At 71.6% G+C, this 22183-nt stretch carries 14 protein-coding genes; 7 read left to right on the forward strand and 7 right to left on the reverse strand.

Features of this window, described 5'->3' with window-relative positions; all coding sequences use genetic code 11:
* Positions 1-111: 111 nt before the first annotated feature.
* The 4 genes from ACWD6N_RS02545 to mce all read right to left on the reverse strand — a co-directional run bounded on the left by ACWD6N_RS02545 (position 112) and on the right by mce (position 6271).
* Positions 112-2379, reverse strand: coding sequence for a coiled-coil domain-containing protein (locus ACWD6N_RS02545; protein ID WP_387326061.1), 2268 nt, complete (start codon positions 2377-2379; stop codon positions 112-114).
* A 177-nt stretch (positions 2380-2556) separates the two neighbouring features.
* Positions 2557-3816, reverse strand: a complete 1260-nt coding sequence (locus tag ACWD6N_RS02550) for a cell division protein DivIVA (RefSeq protein WP_354963872.1) — start codon at positions 3814-3816, stop codon at positions 2557-2559.
* A gap of 311 nt (positions 3817-4127) precedes the next feature.
* A complete protein-coding gene (gene ccrA / locus ACWD6N_RS02555) occupies positions 4128-5483 on the reverse strand; it encodes a crotonyl-CoA carboxylase/reductase (RefSeq protein ID WP_387326222.1) in 1356 nt (451 codons plus the stop codon).
* Positions 5484-5797: 314 nt separating this feature from the next.
* Positions 5798-6271 (reverse strand): methylmalonyl-CoA epimerase, encoded by a 474-nt coding sequence (gene mce / locus ACWD6N_RS02560; protein WP_354963873.1) that lies wholly within the window; start codon positions 6269-6271, stop codon positions 5798-5800.
* A gap of 62 nt (positions 6272-6333) precedes the next feature.
* On the opposite strand from mce, the gene ACWD6N_RS02565 reads away from it, so the two are divergent.
* From ACWD6N_RS02565 to ACWD6N_RS02590, 6 genes are all read left to right on the forward strand, one after another.
* Positions 6334-7533: an acetyl-CoA C-acetyltransferase gene (locus tag ACWD6N_RS02565; protein WP_387326065.1), complete on the forward strand. Its 1200-nt coding sequence runs from the start codon at positions 6334-6336 to the stop codon at positions 7531-7533.
* Positions 7530-8534, forward strand: coding sequence for a methylmalonyl Co-A mutase-associated GTPase MeaB (meaB, locus tag ACWD6N_RS02570; RefSeq protein WP_354963875.1), 1005 nt, complete (start codon positions 7530-7532; stop codon positions 8532-8534). Before ACWD6N_RS02565 ends, meaB begins: the two co-directional genes overlap by 4 nt.
* Positions 8535-8649: 115 nt before the next feature.
* Entirely contained in the window at positions 8650-9060 is a 411-nt protein-coding gene (locus tag ACWD6N_RS02575) for an Asp23/Gls24 family envelope stress response protein (RefSeq protein WP_354963876.1), read from the forward strand.
* A 107-nt stretch (positions 9061-9167) separates the two neighbouring features.
* Positions 9168-10856 carry an acyl-CoA mutase large subunit family protein gene (locus ACWD6N_RS02580; RefSeq protein ID WP_387326069.1) on the forward strand — a complete coding sequence of 563 codons (1689 nt, stop codon included), beginning with the start codon at positions 9168-9170 and terminating at the stop codon, positions 10854-10856.
* Positions 10857-11013: 157 nt separating this feature from the next.
* Positions 11014-11937, forward strand: coding sequence for a tetratricopeptide repeat protein (locus ACWD6N_RS02585; protein WP_387326072.1), 924 nt, complete (start codon positions 11014-11016; stop codon positions 11935-11937).
* 66 nt (positions 11938-12003) lie between these two features.
* Entirely contained in the window at positions 12004-13335 is a 1332-nt protein-coding gene (locus tag ACWD6N_RS02590; protein WP_387326075.1) for an arginase family protein, read from the forward strand.
* Positions 13336-13462: 127 nt separating this feature from the next.
* Here the strand turns inward: ACWD6N_RS02590 and ACWD6N_RS02595 are convergent, their stop codons facing one another.
* Positions 13463-15427, reverse strand: coding sequence for a penicillin-binding transpeptidase domain-containing protein (locus tag ACWD6N_RS02595; protein ID WP_449935693.1), 1965 nt, complete (start codon positions 15425-15427; stop codon positions 13463-13465).
* A gap of 289 nt (positions 15428-15716) precedes the next feature.
* Here ACWD6N_RS02595 and ACWD6N_RS02600 point away from each other — a divergent pair, with 289 nt between their 5' ends.
* Complete coding sequence (locus tag ACWD6N_RS02600) at positions 15717-20798, forward strand: NAD-glutamate dehydrogenase (RefSeq protein WP_387326080.1); 5082 nt, start codon at positions 15717-15719, stop codon at positions 20796-20798.
* 70 nt (positions 20799-20868) lie between these two features.
* Here ACWD6N_RS02600 and ACWD6N_RS02605 read toward each other — a convergent pair whose 3' ends face one another.
* A complete protein-coding gene (locus tag ACWD6N_RS02605; protein WP_354963882.1) occupies positions 20869-21564 on the reverse strand; it encodes a class F sortase in 696 nt (231 codons plus the stop codon).
* Between the two features lies 1 nt (position 21565).
* The gene (locus ACWD6N_RS02610; RefSeq protein WP_450004378.1) at positions 21566-22063 is read right to left on the reverse strand and encodes a hypothetical protein; all 498 of its coding nucleotides are present in this window, start codon (positions 22061-22063) and stop codon (positions 21566-21568) included.
* Positions 22064-22183: the final 120 nt, after the last annotated feature.

The following is a 22183-nucleotide window of genomic DNA, read 5'->3' on the forward strand; positions in this document are numbered from 1 at the left end:
CTGACACCCGGCTCCCGGCACACAGATCTTGGACAGTTTCCGTTACGCGTGAACGGAAACTGTCCAAGTTTGCCGTGACTCGTGCGCGGGCGCGCGGTGTCGCCGTACCGGTCAGTCCTTCTCGACAGTGACCTTGCTGGGCTTGGCGCTGCGCTCGTCGGTGGTCGGCTTGCTGGGACGCTTGCCGTTCTCGCCGGTGCTGGTGATCTTGGTCGGCTTGGCGCCCCGGCCGCCCTCCCCTGGGACAGCGGCCACGGTCGGCTCGCCGTCCACCCCGGCGCTGGCCCCGCCGCCGTCGACAGTGGTCACCGGCTCGGCGACCGGCTTGGTCCTGGTCTGCCCGGAGTCCGTTTCCGGCTCGTCCCCGGCGTCCGCCGACTGTCCGGCGTCGGCGGGCTGTCCGGCCTCGGTCGGGCGGGCGGCATCAGCCGGCTGTCGGGCGTCGGCGGGCTGTCCGGCGTCGCCGGGCTGTGCGGGGCCGGCGGGCCGCGCGGCGTCGGCGGGATCGGCCTTGATCCCGTTGGCCGTGCCGGCCCCGGCGGTTGCCGTGCCGTTCGCCGTCGTAGCGGTCCCGGCGGCCACGCCGTTCGCCGTCCTGGCGGGTGCGGCTCCGGTGGCCGCTGCGGCGGGCGCGGGACTGGTGGCCGGGCCGTCGCCGGCGGCCGGAACGGTGGCGCTCTGCAACCGCAGCTCGGCCACCTGACGCTGGAGCTCGTCGGACTCCTGCCGGGACTTCCAGGTCTCCTGCCGCAGGTCGGCGAGCTGCTGCTGGGCCTGGGCGATCTCCAGCATCACCTGGGCGAGCTGCTGCCGGCCGGCGGCCGCCTCCTGCTGGGTGGCCGCCAGGTGCTGCTGGGTGGTGGCCAGGTGCTGCTGCGTGGTGGCCGCGTACTCCTCGAACTGGCGGCGGGAAGCCGCGACATGCTCGTCCGCCTCGCGGCGCTTGTCGCCCGCCTCGGTCTCGGACCGGCTCAGCAGCGTGGTGGCCTCCTCCTCGGCCCGCAGGCGCATGGTCAGTGCGTCCTGCTCAGCCGCCTGGCGGACCGCCGCGGCGCCCTGCTCGATCTCGTTCTTGCGGGTGGCGTACTCGGTCTCCAGCTCGTTCTTGCGGCTGGAGTACTCGGTTTCCAACTGGTCGCGACGGGTGGTGAAGCCCGTCTCCAGCTCCTGCTGGCGGCCGCCGAACGTGGTTTCCAGCTCCTGCTGACGGCTGGTGAAGCCGGTCTCCAGCTCGTGCAGGCGGGACTTGTACTGCTTTTCCAGCTCGTCGCGGCGCTTGGCGAACTCCTGCTCGGCGGCGGACCGCCGCTGGGCCAGCTCCCGGTCGGCCGTCTCCCGTCGGGAGTTGACCTCCTGCTCCACCCCGGCCCGCCAGGCGCCCAGCTCCTGCTGGGTCTGCGCCCGCGCGTGCTGCACGTACGCCTCGGTCTCGCTGCGCATCCGCTGCACGTACGACTCGGTCTCGGTCCGGCTGCGCTTGGCCGACTCGGTGGCCTGCGTGACCACCCGCTCCGCCTCCTGCTGGGCCTTCGCCCGGGTGGCCCGCCCGGCCATCGACGCGTCGTCGATGATCTGCTTGGCTTCCCGCTGCGCCTTGGCGTGGGTGGCCCGGCCGGCCTCGGTCGCCGTGTCGGTGAGCCGCTTGGCCTCCTGAAGGGCCTTGGCGTGCACCTCCTTGGCGGCCTCGCGCAGCTCGCCGGCCTCCTGCCGGGCGGTGGCCAGCGCCTCGCGGGCCGTTTCGCGCAGCTTCGTGGATTCCTGCTGGGCCCGGGTGTGGATTTCCTTGGCGGTGTCCCGCAGCTGGGTGGCCTCCTGCTGGGCCTTCGCCAGCGCGTCCTGCGCCGTCTTGCGCAGCTTCTCCGACTCGTCCTTGGCCGACCGCAGGGTCGACTCCGCCTCGGCGCGGCGGGCGGCGCTGTGCCGCTCCTCCTCCGCGCGCCGGGCGGCGAGAGCGATCTCGAAATCCTTCAGTGCCCGGGCGGCCTGCTCGCGGGCCTCCTCGATGATGTGCTCGGCGGCGGCGCGACGGGCCTCGATCTCCTCGTTCGCCGTGGAGAGGATCTGCTCAGCCTGCTCCTCGGCGAGGGTGAGGATCGACTCGACCCGGGGGCCGAGGTGTCGGAACGAGGCGCGGTCCACCACGTTCATCTGCTTGCGCACCTGGGCGAGGTCCCGCTGGAGCACCTCGACCTGGCCGGCGAGCTTGTGGATCTGTGTGTACGCCTGTTCCCGTTCGGCGGCGAGGGTGGCGATCTCGTGCTCGGCACGCGCCACGTACCGGTCGACCTGTCGTTTCTCGTAACCCCGCAGAGCGGACTCGAAGCTGGGCTCCGTGGTCACGTCCCCGCCGAGTGCAAACAGTTCCTCGCCGTGCGACATGCCCCCATCCTCACACGCATCGGGCCCGGCTGGGGCGATACGGACGCCCCTTGTGGGAGCTACTTCACTCCGTACGCAGAGCGGGATGTCAAGGGGTGGGAAACGCATACGGCGCGAGGTGTCACCGGTCACCCGGTGTCACCTCGCGCCGTCGATGCCCCGACCTGACGCCTCGGGTCAGCCGGCGGTCTCCGCGGTCACCCGCTCCTGACCGCCGTCGGCCTTCTTGGCTTCCGGCTTGGCTTCCGGCTTCGCCGCCGGAACGCCGGGGACGATGCCGGCGAGCCCGGAGAGCATCTGACCGAGCTGCGAGGTGACCGCGTCCCTCTGCCGGGTGAGGTCCTCGACCTCGCGGCGGGCGGCCTGGGTGGTCAGCTCCGCCTCGGTGCGGGCCTCGGTGAGCAGGCGCTGCGACTCGGCCTTGGCCTCGTTGAACGTCTTCTCGGACAGCGCCTTGGACTTGTCGATCGTCTCGTTGGCGCTGCGCTCCGACTCGACCCGGCGGGCCTCGGCGCGCTGCTCGATCTCCTTGGCACGCTCCTGCGCGGCCCGGGCGCGCTGCTCGGCCTCGCTGACCATCTTCTGGGTCTGCGCCACCTGGGCGGCGTGCCGCTCGGACTCCTCGCGCTCGGACTTCTCGCGCCGCTCGGCCAACTGGAGCTCCAGGGCCTGGAGGTCCTTGTCGCGCTTGTCCCGCGCGTCGGTGAGCAGCTTGGTCGCCTCGGCGCGCTTCTCTTCGGCCTCCCGGGCCGCCTTGGCCCGCTGCTGAGTGATCTCGCGCTCGGCGGTGGCCCGGAGGGTGGCCACCTCCCGCTCCACGGTCGACTTCAGCTCGGCCACCTCGTGCGCGGTGACGGTACGCAGCTGCTTGGTCTCGCGGTCGGCGTCGGCGCGCAGCGTGTCGGCCTCGCGGCGGGCCTGCACCCGGACCTCGGCGGCCTCGCGCTCGGCGGCGGTGCGCAGGTTGCCGGCCTCGCGCTCGGCGCTGGCCTTCATCGCGGCGGCCTCGGCGCGGGCCTTGTCGGTGATCTCACGAGCCTCGAGGCGGGCGGCGGAGAGGATGCCCTCCGACTCGCGCTTGGCCTCGTTGCGGTGGTCGTTGGCCTGCTCCTCGGCGAGCCGGAGGATCTGCTCGACGCGGGTGCCGAGCCCGGAGAGGGTGGGCCGGCTGTTCTCCTCGAGCTGCTTGTTCGTGTCGGTGAGCTTCTGCTCCAGCGCACTCATGCGCTGTTCGGCTTGGCGGAGCCGACGCTGGGCGTCGTTCATCCGCTGCTCGGCCTCGGCACGTGCCTGCTCGGACTGGGTCAGCGCGGCCGTCATCCGGCCGATGAAGTCGTCGACCTGGTGGGTGTTGTATCCGCGCAGGCCAACGGTGAAATCTGGCTGCGAGTTCGCGTTATCGAAGAACGCGAGAGGGGAGGACTGCTGCTGGGGCATTGGGACATACTGGCAGACGCCCCAGGGTGCTTCGCAAGAGCGGTGCGCAGCTTTCGTGTCCTCTTTACATGGTCAACTCCCACGCTCAGCGAGGCCGGACCAATGGGCGATCTTGGCAGGTCCCGGGCGGGTCGGACGCCACGCAGCGTGACGCGAAAAAGGGCCACGGGACGTGCCCGTGGCCCTTTGTTCGATCCGGGTGGGTATCCCGCTATTGCGTTGGAAGAACAATGGCCGTTCACCCCATTGGCCGTCCGGGGCTCGTCCGTCCGGCCGGCGGCCCGGTCAGTGCCCCGGACCGGGGGTGCCGATCAGTGCCCCCGGAAGCGGTTGATCGCGTCCTCGTGCCGGGCCCGCAGCTCCCCGTCGCGTACGCCCAGCCCGTCGGCGGGGGCGAGGCAGCGCACGCCGACCTTGCCCTGGTGGGCGTTGCGGTGCACCTCGTACGCCGCCTGACCGGTCTGCTCCAACGGGTAGGTCCGGGACACCGTCGGGTGCACCTTGCCGAGCGCGACCAGGCGGTTGGCCTGCCACGCCTCGTGGTAGTTGGCGAAGTGGCTGCCGACGATCCGCTTGAGGTGCATCCACAGGTACCGGTTGTCGTACTGGTGCTGGAAGCCGCTGGTGGACGCGCAGGTGACGATGGTGCCACCACGCCGGGCCACGTAGACGCTCGCGCCGAAGGTCTCCCGGCCGGGGTGCTCGAAGACGATGTCCGGGTCCTCGCCGCCGGTCAGCTCGCGGATCCGCTCGCCGAAGCGCTTCCACTCGTCCGGGTCCTGGGTCTCCTCGTCCTTCCAGAACCGGAAACCCTCCGCCGCCCGGTCGATGACCAGCTCCGCGCCCATCCGGCGGCACAGCTCGGCCTTCTCCGGCGAGGAGACGACGCAGACCGGGATCGCCCCGCCGTTCAGCGCCATCTGGGTGGCGTACCCGCCGAGACCGCCGGAGGCGCCCCAGATCAGCACCACGTCGCCCTGCTTCATGTTCGCGCCGTGGTGCGAGACGAGCTGCCGGTACGCGGTGGAGTTGACCAGCCCGGGGCTGGCCGCCTCCTCCCAGCTCAGGTGTCGCGGCTTGGGCATCAGCTGGTTGGCCTTGACCACGGCCAGCTCGGCCAGCCCACCGAAGTTGGTTTCGAAGCCCCAGATCCGCTGCTGCGGGTCGAGCATGGTGTCGTCGTGCCCGGCCGCGTCCTCCAGCTCGACGGAGAGGCAGTGCGCGACCACCTCGTCGCCGGCGGCCCACCGGGTCACCCCGGGGCCGGTGCGCAGCACCACGCCGGCCGCGTCCGAGCCGACCACGTGGTACGGCAGGTCGTGCCGGCGGGTCAGCTCCGAGATCCGGCCGTAGCGCTGGAGGAACTTGAAGGTGGGCAGCGGCTCGAAGATGCTGGTCCACACCGTGTTGTAGTTGATCGCGCTGGCCATCACCGCCACCAGCGCCTCGCCCGGCCCCAACTCCGGCGTCGGCACCTCCTGCACGTGCAGCGCCTTGCGGGGGTCCTTGTCCCGGGTGGCCATGCCGTCGAACATCCGGGCCTCTTCGGCGCGGACGACCACGCCCCGGTAGCTCTCCGGAACGGGCAGCCCGCCGACGCCGGCGAGTTCGCGGTCCGGATCGCTTGATTCCTCCGCCGCCATGATCGCTTCGAGGATGTCCTGCACGGTGACCTCCGGTTCATCCGCACCCGCACGGGCCCGGGTGCTGCCATCGTCGGCGCCGGTGGGCGCGACCGCCATGTCGGCATTCGACACATCCGGCACCGGTCGCGCTCCTGTGAGCCGGGACGTTACTGAACGGTAGCTAAAGCCGGAAGTCCTCTGTGAAAAACTGCATCCGCCGATGCGTGAAGGTGTCCGAGCACCCCGTCAACCGCGCACCCACGCGCTCGCGCACCGGCCTCCGAGCCGCCGCGGCGGTGTTAGGAAGGGCCCCTTCCTATACACGAGGCGATAAGAAGGGGCCCTTCCTTGCACGGTCAGTGGGTGGTGGCGGGTTCGACGAGTTCGACCAGGACGCCGCCGGCGTCCTTGGGGTGCACGAAGTTGATCCGGGAGTTGGCGGTGCCGCGCCGCGGCGCGTCGTAGAGCAGCCGCATTCCGCGCGCCCGCAGCGCGGCGCAGGCCACGTCGATGTCCACCACGGTGTACGCGACCTGCTGCACGCCCGGCCCGTTGCGGTCCAGGAACCTGGCGATCGTCGACTCCGGGGTGAGCGGGGCGAGCAACTGCACGCACCCGCCCTCGGCGGTCGGCCCGACGGCCAGCATCGCTTCCCGGACGCCCTGCTCAGCGTTGGTCTCGGTGTGCACGCAGCGCATTCCGAACGTTCGCTGGTAGAAGTCGATCGCGGCGTCCAGGTCGGCCACGGCGATCCCGACGTGGTCAATCTTGCGAAGCCCGATGTCTGTGACGTAGTCCGCACCGGGCTCGGCGGGGGAGTTCTCAGCCATGGCGCTAGTCTGGCCGAACAATCGTTAAGGCGTACAGCTCGGCACCCCCCTCGGAGGCAGGCATGGCTTCGGTGATCGTCAGCGGCGCGCGGACCCCGATGGGGCGGCTGCTGGGCAACCTCAAGGACCTCCCGGCCACGAAGCTCGGCGGGATCGCGATCAAGGCGGCGCTGGAGCGCGCCGGCGTCAGCCCGGATCAGGTCCAGTACGTGATCATGGGGCAGGTGCTGCAGGCCGGCGCCGGTCAGATCCCGGCCCGGCAGGCGGCGGTCGAGGCCGGCGTGCCGATGTCCGTGCCGGCGCTGACCATCAACAAGGTCTGCCTCTCCGGCCTGGACGCGATCGCCCTGGCCGACCAGCTCATCCGGGCCGGCGAGTTCGACATCGTGGTGGCCGGCGGCATGGAGTCGATGACCAACGCCCCGCACCTGCTGCTCGGCCAGCGCTCCGGTTACAAGTACGGCGACGTGGTGGTCAAGGACCACATGGCGCACGACGGGCTCAGCGACGCCTGGGACTGCTGCTCGATGGGCGAGTCCACCGAGCGGCTCGGCACGAAGCACGGCATCCCCCGCGAGGAGCAGGACGCCTTCGCAGCGGCCAGCCACCAGCGGGCCGCCGCCGCCCAGAAGAACGGCCACTTCGCCGACGAGATCACCCCCGTGGTGATCCCGCAGCGCAAGGGCGACCCGCTGGTGATCAGCGAGGACGAGGGCATCCGCCCGGACACCACCGTCGAGTCGCTGGCCAAGCTGCGTCCCGCGTTCACCAAGGACGGCACCATCACCGCCGGCAGCTCCTCGCCCATCTCCGACGGCGCCGCCGCGGTGGTCGTGATGAGCATGGCGAAGGCCAAGGAGCTGGGGCTGACCTGGCTGGCCGAGATCGGCGCGCACGGCAACGTGGCGGGCCCGGACAACTCCCTGCACTCGCAGCCGTCCAACGCGATCAACCACGCCCTGAAGAAGGGCGGCCTGAGCGTCGAGGACCTGGACCTCATCGAGATCAACGAAGCGTTCGCCCAGGTTGGCATCCAGTCCACCCGTGACCTGGGCATCAGCCCGGACAAGGTCAACGTCAACGGCGGCGCGATCGCGCTGGGGCACCCGATCGGCATGTCCGGCGCCCGGCTGGTGCTCACGCTCGCGCTGGAGTTGAAGCGGCGTGGCGGCGGCACCGGCGCGGCGGCGCTCTGTGGCGGCGGCGGCCAGGGGGACGCCCTGATCATCCATGTACCGGGAAAGGCTGAGACCAGCCAGTGAGTGAAGCGGTCGAGCACGTTCCGGCGGCCGGTGCACCGTCGGTGCGCCGGACCCGGGACGTACCGCTGCTGGTCGAGCGGGCCCGCGCGGGTGACCCCCGCGCGGTGGCCCGACTGATCACGCTGGTGGAGAACGGCGACGAGCTGCTGCCGGAGATCGCCGCGGCCCTGGCGCCGTACGCCGGCCAGGCCCAGGTGGTGGGGCTGACCGGCTCGCCCGGCGTGGGCAAGTCGACCACCACGAACGAGCTGGTCCGCGCGCTGCGGGCGCGCGGTCACCGGGTCGGCGTGCTGGCGGTCGACCCGTCCAGCCCGTTCACCGGCGGCGCGATCCTCGGTGACCGGGTGCGGATGCAGGACCACGCCACCGACCCGGGCGTCTACATCCGGTCGATGTCCAGCCGGGGGCACCTCGGCGGGTTGGCCGCGGCGACGCCGCAGGCGGTCCGGGTGCTGGAGGGCGCCGGCTGCGACGTGGTGCTGGTGGAGACCGTCGGCGTCGGGCAGGCCGAGGTGGAGGTCGCCTCGCTGGCCGACACCACGCTGGTGCTGCTCGCCCCCGGCATGGGCGACGCGATCCAGGCGGTCAAGGCCGGCATTCTGGAGATCGCCGACGTGTTCGTGGTCAACAAGGCCGACCGGGACGGCGCCGACGCCACCGTCCGCGACATCCAGGGCATGATCGCCCTCGGTGAGCGCGGCCCGGGGATGTGGCGGCCGCAGGTGGTCCGGTCGGTCGCCGCGCGCGGTGAGGGCATCGACGACATCGCCGCCGCGATCGACAAGCACCGTGGCTGGCTGGTCGAGCACGGTGAGCTGCGCCGCCGCCAGGAGGCGCGGGCCGCAGCCGAGATCGAGGCCATCGCGCTCGGCGTGCTCCGCGCCCGGATCGGTTCCCTGCGCGACGGTACGGAGCTGCCCGCGCTCGCCGCGAAGGTCGCCGAGGGCGCCCTCGACCCGTACGCGGCGTCGGACGCTCTGCTGACCCAGGTCGCCCGCTGACCGTCCACCGGGGACACCCTCGTGTCCCGGCGTCCTTGTAGGCTCGCACCGCCCCACGGCGGTGGGGGCCGGCCGGGGTGCCGGCGCGGTGGCGCGAGGAGCAGGGGAGCGGGACGTGAACCACGAGGCGACGCAGGAGCTCACCACGGTGCCATCGGTGGCTGGCGGGTCGACGCAGGTCTCCGACGAGGTGATCGAGAAGATCGCCGTCGCGGCGGCCCGCGCGGTGCCCGGGGTGGCCGAGATGGGCGGGGACGTCGCCCGGTTCTTCAACTCGGTCCTCGACCGGGTCGGGCTGGACCAGGTGGGCGATGCCCGGCGGGGCTGCTCGGCGCACGTGACCGGGGACGCGGCCGTGGTCAACCTGGTGCTGGTCATCCAGGCCGGTCAGCCGGTGCCGGAGATCACCGGCCAGGTGCGGGCCCGGGTCACCGAGGCGGTCGAGGCGTACGGGCTGCGGGTGGACGAGGTCAACATCCGGGTCGACGACGTGGCGATGGGCGGACCGGCGACGCCGGCCGTCTGACCATCGGCGCAGCTCAGGTTACCCGCCAGTACGACGCGACTTAGCGATCGTTCAGGCAAGGGCTCTACACTCGACGTGCAGTCGAGGACCGAGGAGGAGCCCTGCGCATGGACGCCGACGAGATCGCCGCCGGACGGGCACGCTGGCAGGCCCGGTACGACTCCGCGCGCAAGCGGGACGCGGACTTCACCACGCTCTCCGGGATGCCGGTCGATCCGGTGTACGGGCCGCCGGAGGGCACCGCCTACCCGGGGTTCGAGCGGATCGGCTGGCCGGGCGAGTACCCGTACACCCGGGGGCTGCATCCGACCGGCTACCGCGGGCGGACCTGGACGATCCGGCAGTTCGCCGGCTTCGGCAACGCCCAGCAGACCAACGAGCGCTACAAGATGATCCTCGGCGCCGGCGGTGGTGGCCTCTCGGTCGCGTTCGACATGCCGACCCTGATGGGCCGCGACTCCGACGACCCGCAGGCGCTCGGCGAGGTCGGCCACTGCGGCGTCGCCATCGACACCGCCACCGACATGGCGGCGCTCTTCGACGGCATCGACCTGGCCGGCGTCACCACCTCGATGACGATCTCCGGCCCGGCCGTGCCGGTGTTCTGCATGTACCTGGTCGCCGCCGAGCGGCAGGGCGCGGATCTGTCCACGCTGGACGGCACGCTGCAGACCGACATCTTCAAGGAGTACATCGCGCAGAAGGAGTGGCTCTTCGACCCCGAGCCGCACCTGCGCCTGATCGGCGACCTGATGGAGTACTGCGCCCGGGAGATCCCGCGCTACAAGCCGCTGTCGGTCTCCGGCTACCACATCCGCGAGGCCGGCTCGACCGCCGCGCAGGAGCTGGCGTACACCCTGGCCGACGGTTTCGGCTACGTGGAGCTGGGCTTGAGCCGCGGGCTGGACGTCAACGTCTTCGCGCCGGGGCTCAGCTTCTTCTTCGACTCGCACGTCGACTTCTTCGAGGAGATCGCCAAGTTCCGCGCCGCCCGGCGGATCTGGGCCCGGTGGCTGCGCGAGGTCTACGGAGCGACCAGCGAGAAGGCCCTCTGGCTGCGGTTCCACACGCAGACCGCCGGGGTGTCGCTGACCGCCCAGCAGCCGGTCAACAACGTCGTACGCACCGCCGTCGAGGCCCTCGCCGCGGTGCTCGGCGGGACCAACTCGCTGCACACCAACGCGCTGGACGAGACCCTGGCGCTGCCCACCGACGAGTCCGCCGAGATCGCCCTGCGTACCCAGCAGGTGCTGATGGAGGAGACCGGCGTGGTCAACGTGGCCGACCCGCTCGGCGGCTCCTGGTACGTGGAGGCGCTGACCGACAAGATCGAGGCCGAGGCAGAGGAGATCTTCGCCCGGATCCGGCAGCTCGGCGGGGAGGGCCCGCACCAGATCGGCCCGATGACCTCCGGCATCCTGCGCGGCATCGAGGACGGCTGGTTCACCGGGCACATCGCCGAGTCGGCCTTCGTCTACCAGCAGGCGCTGGAGAAGGGCGACAAGAAGATCGTCGGCGTCAACTGCCACACCGGCACGGTCGCCAAGGAGCTGGAGATCCTGCGCATCTCGCACGAGGTGGAGCTGGAGCAGCGCCGGGTGCTCGCCGAGCGCAAGAGCGCCCGGGACGAGGCCGCGGTCCGCGCGGCGGTCGCCCGGATGGTCGACGTCAGTCGCACCGACCAGAACATGGTCCCCGCCATGCTCGACGCCGTCCGCGCCGAAGCCACCCTCGGTGAGATTTGCGACGCCCTCCGGGCGGAATGGGGCACGTACCGCGAACCCGCGCGCTTCTGACGCACCCCGCCAAACCTGCACGTGCCGCCCCGGAGATGCCGCATCTCCGGGGCGGAAAGTGCATGATCACGGGGGTTGTGGCGGTGCGGGTGAGAGTTGCAACGTCCCAGTTGCGGGTGAGCGGAGATCGCGGGCTCACGTGCGAGACTAGGTAACCATGAGCGACCCACGGATCACCTCGTCGATCTTCACCCGCGGCGCGGTCGACCTCAGCACGCTGCGCGGCCCCGCACCAGCCAGTACCCGCCCCGGCACACCCCCGCAGGGCGGCCCGGCCGCCGGCACTCCCGGCGCACCCACTGCCGGCGGTAACGCCGCCATCGTCGACGTCACCGAGGCGACCATCCAGGCCGACGTGCTCGAGCGGTCGATGGCCATGCCCGTCATCGTCTTCTTCGGCGCGGCCGGCTTCCCGGAGAGCGACGAGTTCGCCCCGGTGCTGGAGCGGCTGGCCGCCGAGAGCGCCGGCACATGGGTGCTGGCACGGGTCGACGTGCAGGAGAACCCCCGGATCGCCCAGATGTTCCGGGTCCAGGGCATCCCCATGGTCTACGCGGTCGTCGGTGGCCAGCCGATCGACGCCTTCTCCGGCGTGGTGCCCGAGGCGCAGCTGCGCCAGTGGATCCAGGCCGTGCTCAAGGCCGGTGGCGTGGCCGTCGCCGAGCCGGAGGACCCCCGCCTCGACGAGGCGGACGACGCCCTGATGAGCGGCGATCTGGACGCCGCCGAGCGGGCGTACTGCAAGATCCTGGCGGACAGCCCGGCGGACGCCGCCGCCGAGGCGGGCCTGGCCCAGGTCGGAGTTGCCCGCCGGGTGGCCGGCGCCGACCCGGCAACCGCGCTGGCCGCCGCCGAGAGTGCCCCCGACGACGTGGCGGCCCAACTGCTCGCCGCCGACATCGAGGTGCTCAGCGGCCTGGCCGACCAGGCGTACGCCCGGCTCGTCAGCCTCGTCCGGCGCACCGTCGGCGAGGACCGCGAGACGGTACGCCAGCACCTGGTCTCACTGTTCACCATCGCCGGCCCGGATGATCCGGCGGTCGCCTCGGCACGCCGGGCCCTGGCCAGCGCCCTGTTCTGAGTTCGTAGCACGCCAGCGCGGGCCGGCGTTCCGGCCGGCCCGCCCGACCACCGAGGACGGGAGCTCATGATGCGCCGGATCGCCGTCCTCGACGCGCCGACAAATCTCGGTCTGCGGCCGCCGACGTCCACCTCGGTCCCGGGCTGCGCGAAGGCGCCCGGCGCGCTGCGCGACCACGACCTGCTGGCCCGACTGCGGGCCCGCGACGCCGGCTGCCTCACCCCACCCCGGTACGACCCGGGTGACTGGCGGCCCGGCGACGGGGTGTGCCACGCCCGGGAGATCGCCGACTACTCGCTGGCGCTCGCCGAGCGGATCGGCTCCATCATCGACCGGGGGGAGTTCCCGGTGGTGCTGGGCGGCGACTGCTCCGTGCTGCTCGGCTCGGCGCTGGCCATGCACCGCCTCGGCGAGGCGGTCGGCGGGCGGATCGGGCTGGTCTTCGTGGACGGGCACTCCGACTTCCGGCACCCCGGCAACGCCTCCTACGTGGGTGCGGCGGCTGGCGAGGATTTGGCCCTGGTCACCGGGCGGGGCCAGGCCGACCTGGCCGCGCTGGAGGGGCGCCGACCCTACTTCCGTGACATCGACGTGGTGGTGCTCGGCATCCGGGCGCAGGACGAATACCGGCTCGACCTCCAGGCGGCCGGGATCGTCACCCGGCCGGTGCCGGCGCTGCGCGCCGAGGGCGCCGCCCGGACGGCCCAGTGGGCCCACGAACAGCTCGCCGACTGCGCGGGCTACTGGGTGCACATCGACGTGGACGTGCTCGACCCGGCGGTGATGCCCGCCGTGGACGCGCCGGACCCGGGCGGGATCGCCTTCGCCGAGCTGGAGATCCTGCTCGCCGGATTGGTCGACACCCCGCACTGCCTCGGCGTCGAGCTGACCGTCTTCGACCCCGACTACGACCCGGACGGCTCCTACGCGGCCGAGATCGTCAACACCGTGGTGGCCGGGCTGGCCCCGGTGACCGCCCCCGAGGCGGTGCCGCCCCGGTTGCTGTCGGCCCGGCCGGCGCCAACGCCGCGCCGCGGCAAGGGTCGGCCCGGGGCCGATTCCGAGCGGCTCGACGGTCCGCGTCCCGCGACCGGCGCCGAGGCACGGTTCGGCGATCCCGCCGCGCTCGACCTCCCCGTCACTGCCGGCTCGCCCGCCGACGCCGAGCCCTCCGGCGTCCGCCCGTCGGCGGGCCGGCTGCCTCGCGGCGTTCCGGCCCCTGCCGAGCCGGAGTCGTTGGGGATCCTCGGCCCGAGCCACTCGGAGCCGGCCGGCGCCCCCGCTCCGGTCGAGCGGGAACCGGTCGGCCCACCCGCGTCGGCCGGCCCAGGCCTGCTACGACGACCCTCGCCAGCCGCCCCGGACCCCGCCGGCCGTTCCAACGCCGACACCGCCTGACCCACTCACTGCCCCCGTCCCGCTCCCACCCACCTGGCCACCCGGGTGATCAAGAGGTTCGCGTCAGGATCCCGCTCAGAACTGACGCAAACCTCTTGATCACCCGAGTCGAGGAGGGGTGGGTGGGTCAGGGGGTTGGGAGGGCGCGCAGGAAACGCTCGGTGATCGGTACGGCGGACGCGGTGCTGGCGCCGCCCTTCTCCACGAAGACGGCGAACGCGACGTCACCCCGCCAGCCGACGAACCAGGCGTGCGTGTGGGCCGGGTTGTCGTCGTACTCGGCGGTGCCGGTCTTGCCGTACACCTCGCCGCCCGGGACGTCCTTGAGCGCGCTGCCGCTGCCGGCGGTGACCACCTCGCGCATCATGGTGCGCAGCGCCTCGATCGACTGCGGCTTGAGCGGTCCGCCGGTCGCGGCCGGCTTGGCCGGCGCCGGGTCGATCAGCAGCTTCGGCTGGATGAAGGCACCCCGGGCGACCGTGGCGGTGGCGCCGGCCATCGCCAGCGGGCTGACCAGCGTGGTGCCCTGCCCGAACGAGGCGGCGGCCTGCTCGGCGAGGCTGCCGCCCGTCGACACCTTGCCGGTGAACGCGTCCGTGCCCAGGTCCCACTGCCCCTCCAGGCCCAGCGAGCGGCCGGCGGCGGCCAGCCCGTCGCCGCCGAGCTTCGGCGCCAGCGAGGCGAACGCCGTGTTGCAGGACTTGGCGAAGTCGGTGCGGAACGGCACCGAGCCGAGCTCGAAGTTGTCCGAGTTCTTGAAGGACCGACCGTCGACGGTGAAGGTCTTCGGGCACGCCACCGGCCCGTCCAGCGTGACCGCGCCGCGATCCAGCAGGCCCAACGTGCTGACCATCTTGAACGTCGAGCCCGGCGGCACCTGGGCGGTGAAGGCCAGGTTCTCCCCGGCCGGCCCGGGCCCGTTGGCCGCGGCGAGCACCGCGCCGTCGCTGATCCGCACCGCCACCAGGGTGGACCGGCGCGACTCCGCGCGCAGCGCCCCGTCGGCCGCGTTCTGGGTGGCCACGTCCAGGGTGGTCTTCAACGCCTGCCCGGGCTGCGGCTCCCGGCGGAACAGCTCGGTGCCGGTGGATTCCAGCTTGCCGTCCTCGGCGGGGCGCTCGACCAGCACGGTCAGCCCCGGGCCGCCGCGCAGCCGCTCGTCGTAACGGCCCTGGAGCCCGCCGTGCCCGACCAGGTCACCGGCGACGTAGCGGTCCGGGTGCGCGGCCAGGTCGTCGGCCTGCGCCGGGTCGACCGATCCGAGCAGTGCCCGCGCGAACTCCCGGGTCGGCGCCAGGTCGAGCTTGTCGGTCGGGAACTTGGTGCCGGGCAGGTCGTAGATCCGGGGCTTGATCTGCCGGTACGCCTCCTGGCGCAGTGTCACCACCTCGACGAGGGCATCCGGCTCGGCCTTGGCTATCCGCTCGGGCAGATCGGACAGGTCGACTGCGGGGACCAACGCCGGACGGATCGCCTTGAAGGCCGCGTCGAGGTCCTTGACCAGCTTCTTGACGTCGGTGACCTCACGCGGCTGCACACCCACCCGGACCACCGGGCGGGGTGTCACGATCGGTTGCCCGGCGCCGTCCAGCAGCCCCGCCCGGGGGCCGGTGTCGCGGCGCAGCGCCAGCCGGTCGCCCTTGGTGAGCTGCTCGTGCACCACCCGGGGCTCCCAGATCACCTGCCACTGGTCGTCGTCGCCGTGGGTGAGCCGCACCTCCCGGTCGTACGCCCAGCGGACCTGACCGGGAAGCTGCCACTCCACCCGGACGCTCGCGGTCGCGGTGTCGGCGGTGATCTTCGGCTCGCCTTGGCGGGTCAGCGTGGGCGGGGTGGCCGCCAGCTCACCGGAGAGCTCCTTGATCTCGCGCGCCACCTCGGTCGACGGCAGTTTGGCGCCGGTCGTGTCGACCACGCCGACCGCCTGGAGGTCGCCGCTGCGCCAGCCCGCGAGAAAGGCGTCGACGCTGCGTTCCGGCCCGTCCTCACCCGAGCAGGCGGCCAGGAGACCGGCGGTGAGCAGGGTCGCGGCGAGGGCGGCGACGCTCCGCCGGTGGTTCGGTCGGTGGGGCCGGGGGTACGACAAGGGCATGGAGCGGGTCCTTCCGATCTCGGACAGCCTCTGCACGGTAGTACGCGGCCGCTGTCCGGAGCGTCCCGCGGTGCCGCCCGACGTGCGGAAAGACGGCGCGCGCCCGTGTGATGAACATCGCGCGGCGGGGTATCCCGCAACCGGCCAACCTCGGACCCGCAACGGGTGAAAGGACAGAGTCCCGATCCGGACGTCCGGCCAGTGGTCCACCGACGAAGGTGCAGAGCGGTAGGCCTAGGCTGGGCGGCAGAGTGACCCACAACGCGGTGGGTCGAGGGGAGTGGCACCGATGGACCGGCGTCCGGCGATCAAACCGGAACCCGACCTCCGGCAGGATGACTCCGGCCGGGACGACGACAGCTTCGATTCGGCGACCGACGGGGACGGCTACGGCCGGCTCGACTCGGGAGTGACCGGGCTGACCGGGTCGAGCATCGACACCATCTACGATCTGGGCCTGCCGACCGAGGCGATGGCCGACGACGTGGAGGATGCCGAGCTCGACGAGCCGGTGCCCAACGCGGAGCGCCTGGTGGCGCAGGCTGTCGCGCTCGCGGGGGACGACCACGACGCGGCGACCCTGGTCGGACGCTTCTGGCGGTTCGCCCCGGACGAGGAGCTGGTCGGCTTCACGGCGGAAGAGATGCTCGACGCGGCCCGGGCGCACCGGGATCTCGCCCAGCAGCGGGTGCCCGGGGAGCTGAAGCTGCGGATCCACGAGCCGCACGCGGATCAGCACCACACGGTCGTCGAGTTCGTCACCGACGACATGCCGTTCCTTGTCGACTCGGTGACCGCGCTGCTGAACTCGTACCACCTGGACGTGCACCTGCTGGTGCACCCGCTGGTCGTGGTCCGGCGCGAGCCGCTGGGCCGCCTCACCGAGGTCTCCGCGGACGTGGAGCCGGACGACGCGATCGCCGGCGACATCATCGAGAGCTGGATGCGGATCGAGATCGACCCGGTCCGGGACGCGGCCGAGCGGGAGCGGCTGCGCCGCGAGCTGCAGCGGGTGCTCACCGACGTGCGGGAGGCGGTGGAGGACTGGCCGAAGATGCGCCAGCGCGCCCTGGCTCTGGCCGACGAGTTGGCCGCCGCGCGGACCTCCGACAACCGCCCACCGGTGCCGGAGAAGGACATCACCGATTCGGTGGAGCTGCTGCGCTGGCTCGCCCAGGACCACTTCACCTTCCTCGGCTACCGGGAGTACCGGTTGGTGGATGCTCCCGGCGGGGACGGCGCGGACGTGGTCGACGGCAAGGCCCTGGAGGCGGTGCTCGGCACCGGTCTGGGCATCCTGCGGTCGGATTCCCCGGAGGCCCGTTCGCTGGCGTCGATGACGCCGGAGGCCCACGAGAAGGTGCTGGAAAAGCGCCTGCTCATCATCACCAAGGCCAACTCGCGGGCCACCGTGCACCGCTCGGCGTACCTGGACTACATCGGCTTCAAGATCTTCAACGAGGCCGGCGACGTGATCGGCGAGCGGCGCTTCCTGGGGTTGTTCTCCACCGCCGCGTACCGGACCAGCGTGCGGGAGCTGCCGGTGGTGCGCCGCAAGGTGGCCGAGGTCCTGGACCGCTCCGGCCTGAGCCGGCGCAGCCACTCCGGCAAGGATCTGCTCCAGATTCTGGAGACCTACCCGCGCGACGAGCTGTTCCAGATCAAGACCGACGACCTGTACCACGCCGTGATCGGCGTGCTGCGGATGGCCGGCCGCCGGCAGCTGCGGGTCTTCCTGCGTCGGGACGCCTACGGACGGTTCATCTCCTGCCTGATCTACCTGCCCCGGGACCGGTTCACCACACAGAACCGGCTACGGATGCAGGACATCCTGCTGCGCGAGCTGAACGGTGTCGGGGTGGACTACACCACCCGGGTCACCGAGTCGATGCTGGCCCGGGTCCACTTCATCGTCCGGACCGACCCGACCCGGCCGCCCGGCGAGATCGACGCCGACCTGCTCGCCGAGGAGCTCGCCGACGCGACCCGGCTCTGGGACGACGACTACCGGCTGGTGCTGGAGCGCAAACTCGGCGACGAGCAGGCCAAGCACCTCTTCGCCCGGTACGCCGACGCGTTCCCGGAGGGCTACAAGGACGGGCACACGCCGTACGAGGCGATGAAGGACCTGGCCAAGCTGGAGCTGCTGGAGGAGCCCGGCCAGCTGGAGATGCACCTGTTCCGCAAGCAGCTCGCCCCCCGGCCCGGCACCCGGGTCCCGGGTGCCGACCTGGCCGAGGCCATGGACGTCCGGTTCAAGGTCTACCGGTACGGCGAGCCGATGATGCTCTCCGCGGTGCTGCCGGTGCTGCACTCGCTCGGCGTCCGCGTGGTCGACGAGCACCCGTACGAGGTGGACCGGGTCGACGGCCGGGTGTACCTCTACGACTTCGGTCTCATGCTGCCCGAGGGGCACCAGGAGCTGGCCGAGGTGCGCCCGCACGTGGAGAACGCGTTCGCGGCGGCCTGGCGCGGCGAGGCCGAGGTGGACCGGTTCAACGAGCTGGTGCTGCGCGGCGGGCTGACCTGGCGACAGGTGGTGGTGCTGCGGGCGTACGCGAAGTACCTGCGGCAGGCCGGCACGGTCTTCTCGCAGGACTACATGGAGCAGACCTTTATCGCGTACCCGAAGGTCGCCGCGCTGCTGGTGGAGCTCTTCGAGACCCGATTCGCGCCGGGTGAGTTCAGCGCGGAGCAGCGCCAGCAGCGCAGCGGTGAGCTGGTGGAGACGATCCGGGGCGCGCTGGACGACGTGGCCAGCCTCGACCAGGACCGGATCCTGCGCTCGTACCTGACGCTGATCGAGGCGACCCTGCGGACCAGCTTCTACCAGAAGCCGGTCGGTGGGCGGCCGAAGGCGTACGTGGCCTTCAAGCTCGATCCGCAGGCGATCCCGGACCTGCCGGCCCCACGGCCGAAGTTCGAGATCTTCGTCTACTCGCCCCGGTTCGAGGGCGTGCACCTGCGGTTCGGGCCGGTGGCCCGGGGCGGGCTGCGCTGGTCCGACCGTCGGGAGGACTTCCGCACGGAGGTGCTCGGCCTGGTCAAGGCGCAGATGGTGAAGAACACCGTGATCGTGCCGGTGGGCGCCAAGGGCGGCTTCGTGCTCAAGCAGAAGCCGGGCGACCGGGACGAGGCGGTCGCCTGCTATCAGGAGTTCGTCGGCGCGATGCTGGACGTCACCGACAACATCGTCAGCGGGCAGATCGTGCCGCCCGTCGACGTGGTCCGCCACGACGGCGACGACCCGTACCTGGTCGTGGCGGCGGACAAGGGCACCGCGACGTTCTCCGACATCGCCAACGAGATCTCCGCGGCCCACAACTTCTGGCTGGGCGACGCGTTCGCCTCCGGCGGTTCGGCGGGCTACGACCACAAGAAGATGGGCATCACCGCCCGGGGCGCCTGGGAGTCGGTCAAGCGGCACTTCCGGGAGTTGGGTCTGGACACCCAGGCCCAGGACTTCACCGTGGTCGGTGTCGGCGACATGTCCGGCGACGTGTTCGGCAACGGGATGCTGCTCTCCGAGCACATCCGGTTGGTGGCCGCCTTCGACCACCGGCACATCTTCCTGGACCCGGACCCGGACGCGGCCACCTCGTACGCCGAGCGCAAGCGGCTGTTCGACCTGACCCGATCGTCCTGGGAGGACTACAACCCGGAGCTGATCTCGGCCGGCGGCGGCATCTTCTCGCGTACCGCCAAGTCCATTCCGATCACCCCGCAGGTGCGGGCGGCGATCGGCCTGGACGACGACGTCACGCAGATGTCGCCGCAGGAGCTGATGAAGGCCATCCTCACCGCGCCGGTGGACCTGTTCTGGAACGGCGGCATCGGCACCTACGTCAAGGCGTCCAGCCAGACCAACGCCGAGGTGGGCGACAAGTCCAACGACGCGATCCGGGTGGACGGGCGCAGCCTGCGCTGCCGGGTGGCCGGCGAGGGCGGCAACCTGGGCTGGACCCAGCTCGGTCGGATCGAGTACGCCTTGACCGGTGGCCGGATCTACACCGACTTCATCGACAACGCGGCCGGGGTGGACACCTCCGACCACGAGGTGAACATCAAGATCCTGCTGAACACCGCTGTCGGCGACGGAGACCTGGCCATGGCCGCCCGCGACGAGCTGCTGGCCGAGATGACCGACGAGGTCAGGGAGCTGGTGCTGCGGGACAACTACGACCAGGCCCGGGCGATCAACAACGCCCAGGCCCAGGCCGCCTCGCTGCTCCCGGTGCACCGTCGGATGATCAACGACCTGGAGCGCTCCGGCGCGTTGGACCGGTCGCTGGAGGCGCTGCCGCCGGACGAGGAGCTGGCGGTCCGCAGCGAGTCCGGGCTGACCGCGCCGGAGTTCGCGGTGCTGCTCGCGTACGTGAAGATCGTCCTTGAGCGGGAGATCCTCACCGAGGGGTTGGCGGACGAGGAGTGGACGACCGAGGTCATGGTCAACTACTTCCCGACGCCGATGCGCGAGCGGTTCGCCGACCGGATGGGCCGGCACCGGCTACGCCGGGACATCGTCACCACCGTGCTGGTCAACGAGGCGATCAACCGGGGCGGCATCACGTTCGTCTTCCGGGTGGTCGAGGAGACCGCGGCCAGCGCGGCCGACGTGATCCGGGCGTACGTGGTGGTCCGCGAGGTGTTTGGGCTGCGTGAGCTGTGGGACGCGGTCGAGGCGCTGGACAACAAGGTCTCGCCCGAGCTGCAGACCAGCGTCTACCTGGACACCCGCCGGCTGCTCGACCGCGCGGTGCGCTGGCTGGTGACCAACCGGCGCTCGCCGATCGACGTGCCGACCGAGATCGCCCGCCTGCGGGACGGGGTGACCCGGCTGCTGCCGGGCCTGGAGGAACTGTTCTACGGCAGCGAGCGGCAGGCCATCGCGGCGCACATCGACTCGATGACCGAGCGGGGGCTGCCCCGGGAGTTGGCGGAGCAGGCGACCCGTCTGATGTACAGCTTCGGCCTGCTGGACGTGGTGGAGACCGCGACCCGCAGCGGTCGGGACGTGGGCGAGGTGGCCTCGGTCTACTTCGTGCTCTCCGACCTGTTCCGGGTGGACTCGCTGCTGTCGAAGATCTCCCTGCTGCCGCGCGAGGACCGTTGGCAGACGCTGGCCCGGATGGCGCTGCGGTACGACCTGTACGCCGCGCTGGCCGCGCTCACCGCGGAGGTGCTCGACTCCACTCCTGACGAGCTGCCGCCGCACGAGCGGGTGCAGCAGTGGGAGCAGTCGAACGCCACCTCGATCCACCGAGCGCGCCGGGCGATGGGGGAGTTCGACGAGTCGCGGGCGGATCTCGCCGCCCTGTCCGTGCTGCTGCGTCAGATCCGCACCCTGGTGCGGACCTCCGCCGCGGCCTGAGTCGGTACGCCGGACACGGTCCGGCCGATCGAGGTGACCCGATCGGCCGGACCGCTTTCGTTGTCGCGGGTCACTTCACCAGGGTGGCGAAAACGACCACGTTGTCCGGGTAGCTCTTGACGGCCTCGTCGAACTGACCGCCGCAGGTGACCACCCGCAGGCCGGGCCGGTCGTTCGGCCCGTACACCAGCTCCGTGGGGAAGGACGTCTTCGGGTACGACTTCACCGAGTCGACCTTGAAGGCGACCGGTTGGCCGTCGGCCCGCCGCACGGTGATGGTGTCGCCGGGGACGAGAGAGCCGAGATCGAAGAAGACGGCCGGTCCGAGCTTCGCCGAGTCCACGTGCCCGACGATGACCGCGTTACCGGTTTCGCCGGGGCTCGGGCCCGGTTCGTACCAGCCGGCCTGGTCGGCCTGCTCAAGCGGGGGAACCTCGACGGTGCCGTCCGGGTTGGTGCCCAGCGACATGATCGTCGCGTTGACGCTGATCTTGGGGATCTCGATGCTGGTCGGGGCGGACCGCTCCAGTCCAGCCTGGACGGCCCCTACGGGCTCCCCGTCGGCCGGCGGAACCGTACCGGTGACCGCCGGCCCGGTGACCTCGGGACCGGCCTGGGCCAGCGGCTGCGGCGGGCGGGGAGGGGGCGTGGTCTTCATCGAGGTGCCGATCATGCCAGCACCGATCATGGCCAGGGTGACGACGACGACCGCGCCGGCGGCGCGCCACGGTTTCCCGTGACGGCCGCCGGCCCGTGTCGTCGTCACGTCAGACGAGCGAACCATCGGTCCGCCGACGACGCATCAGCACGATCCCGCCCAGCGCGGAAGCGCCGAGCAGGCTCGCCCCACCGGTGGCCAGGCCACGGTCGGTGCCGGTGCTCGCGCCACCGTCACCGCCGTCGACCCCGCCGCGGGGCAGCACGACGAGCTCACCCTCGCCGCACGAGCCCTTGAGCTCGTAGCGACCCGGGCGGGCGTCCTTGTCGACCTTGGCCTCGCCGTAGTAGACGAAGTCCCGCTTGTTCTCCCAGCGGTCCTTGGAGTCCCGGTCCTTCTTGTCTTCGTCCTTGGAGTCCCAGTCCTTCTTGTCGTGGTCCTTGGAGTCCCGGTCCTTCTTGTCTTCGTCCTTGGACTCCCAGTCCTTCTTGCCCTCGTCCTTGGCGTCGCGGCCTTCCTGGCCGTGCTCTTCGCCCTTCCAGTCCTTGCTGTCCTCGTCGCGGTGGCCGTCGGCGGCGGCGCCGCCGCCCTGGCCGTACTCGTACATGCCCTCGTAGTCCTTGCTGTTCTCGTCCTTGCTGTTCTCGTCCTTGCTGTTCTCGTCCTTGCTGTTCTCGTCCTTGCTGTTCTCGTCCTTGCTGTTCTCGTCCTTGCTGTTCTCGTCCTA

It is taken from the genome of Micromonospora sp. NPDC005163, assembly GCF_053599835.1.

What these genes read in the sequence shown, in the direction of transcription:
- ACWD6N_RS02545 (WP_387326061.1), bottom strand. Translation starts at nt 2,379, where the DNA reads ATGTCGCACGGCGAGGAACTGTTTGCACTCGGCGGGGACGTGACCACG.
- ACWD6N_RS02550 (WP_354963872.1), bottom strand. Translation starts at nt 3,816, where the DNA reads ATGCCCCAGCAGCAGTCCTCCCCTCTCGCGTTCTTCGATAACGCGAAC.
- mce (WP_354963873.1), bottom strand. Translation starts at nt 6,271, where the DNA reads ATGGCTGAGAACTCCCCCGCCGAGCCCGGTGCGGACTACGTCACAGAC.
- ACWD6N_RS02565 (WP_387326065.1), top strand. Translation starts at nt 6,334, where the DNA reads ATGGCTTCGGTGATCGTCAGCGGCGCGCGGACCCCGATGGGGCGGCTG.
- ACWD6N_RS02580 (WP_387326069.1), top strand. Translation starts at nt 9,168, where the DNA reads ATGGACGCCGACGAGATCGCCGCCGGACGGGCACGCTGGCAGGCCCGG.
- ACWD6N_RS02585 (WP_387326072.1), top strand. Translation starts at nt 11,014, where the DNA reads ATGAGCGACCCACGGATCACCTCGTCGATCTTCACCCGCGGCGCGGTC.
- ACWD6N_RS02590 (WP_387326075.1), top strand. Translation starts at nt 12,004, where the DNA reads ATGATGCGCCGGATCGCCGTCCTCGACGCGCCGACAAATCTCGGTCTG.
- ACWD6N_RS02595 (WP_449935693.1), bottom strand. Translation starts at nt 15,427, where the DNA reads ATGCCCTTGTCGTACCCCCGGCCCCACCGACCGAACCACCGGCGGAGC.
- ACWD6N_RS02600 (WP_387326080.1), top strand. Translation starts at nt 15,717, where the DNA reads ATGGACCGGCGTCCGGCGATCAAACCGGAACCCGACCTCCGGCAGGAT.
- ACWD6N_RS02610 (WP_450004378.1), bottom strand. Translation starts at nt 22,063, where the DNA reads ATGTACGAGTACGGCCAGGGCGGCGGCGCCGCCGCCGACGGCCACCGC.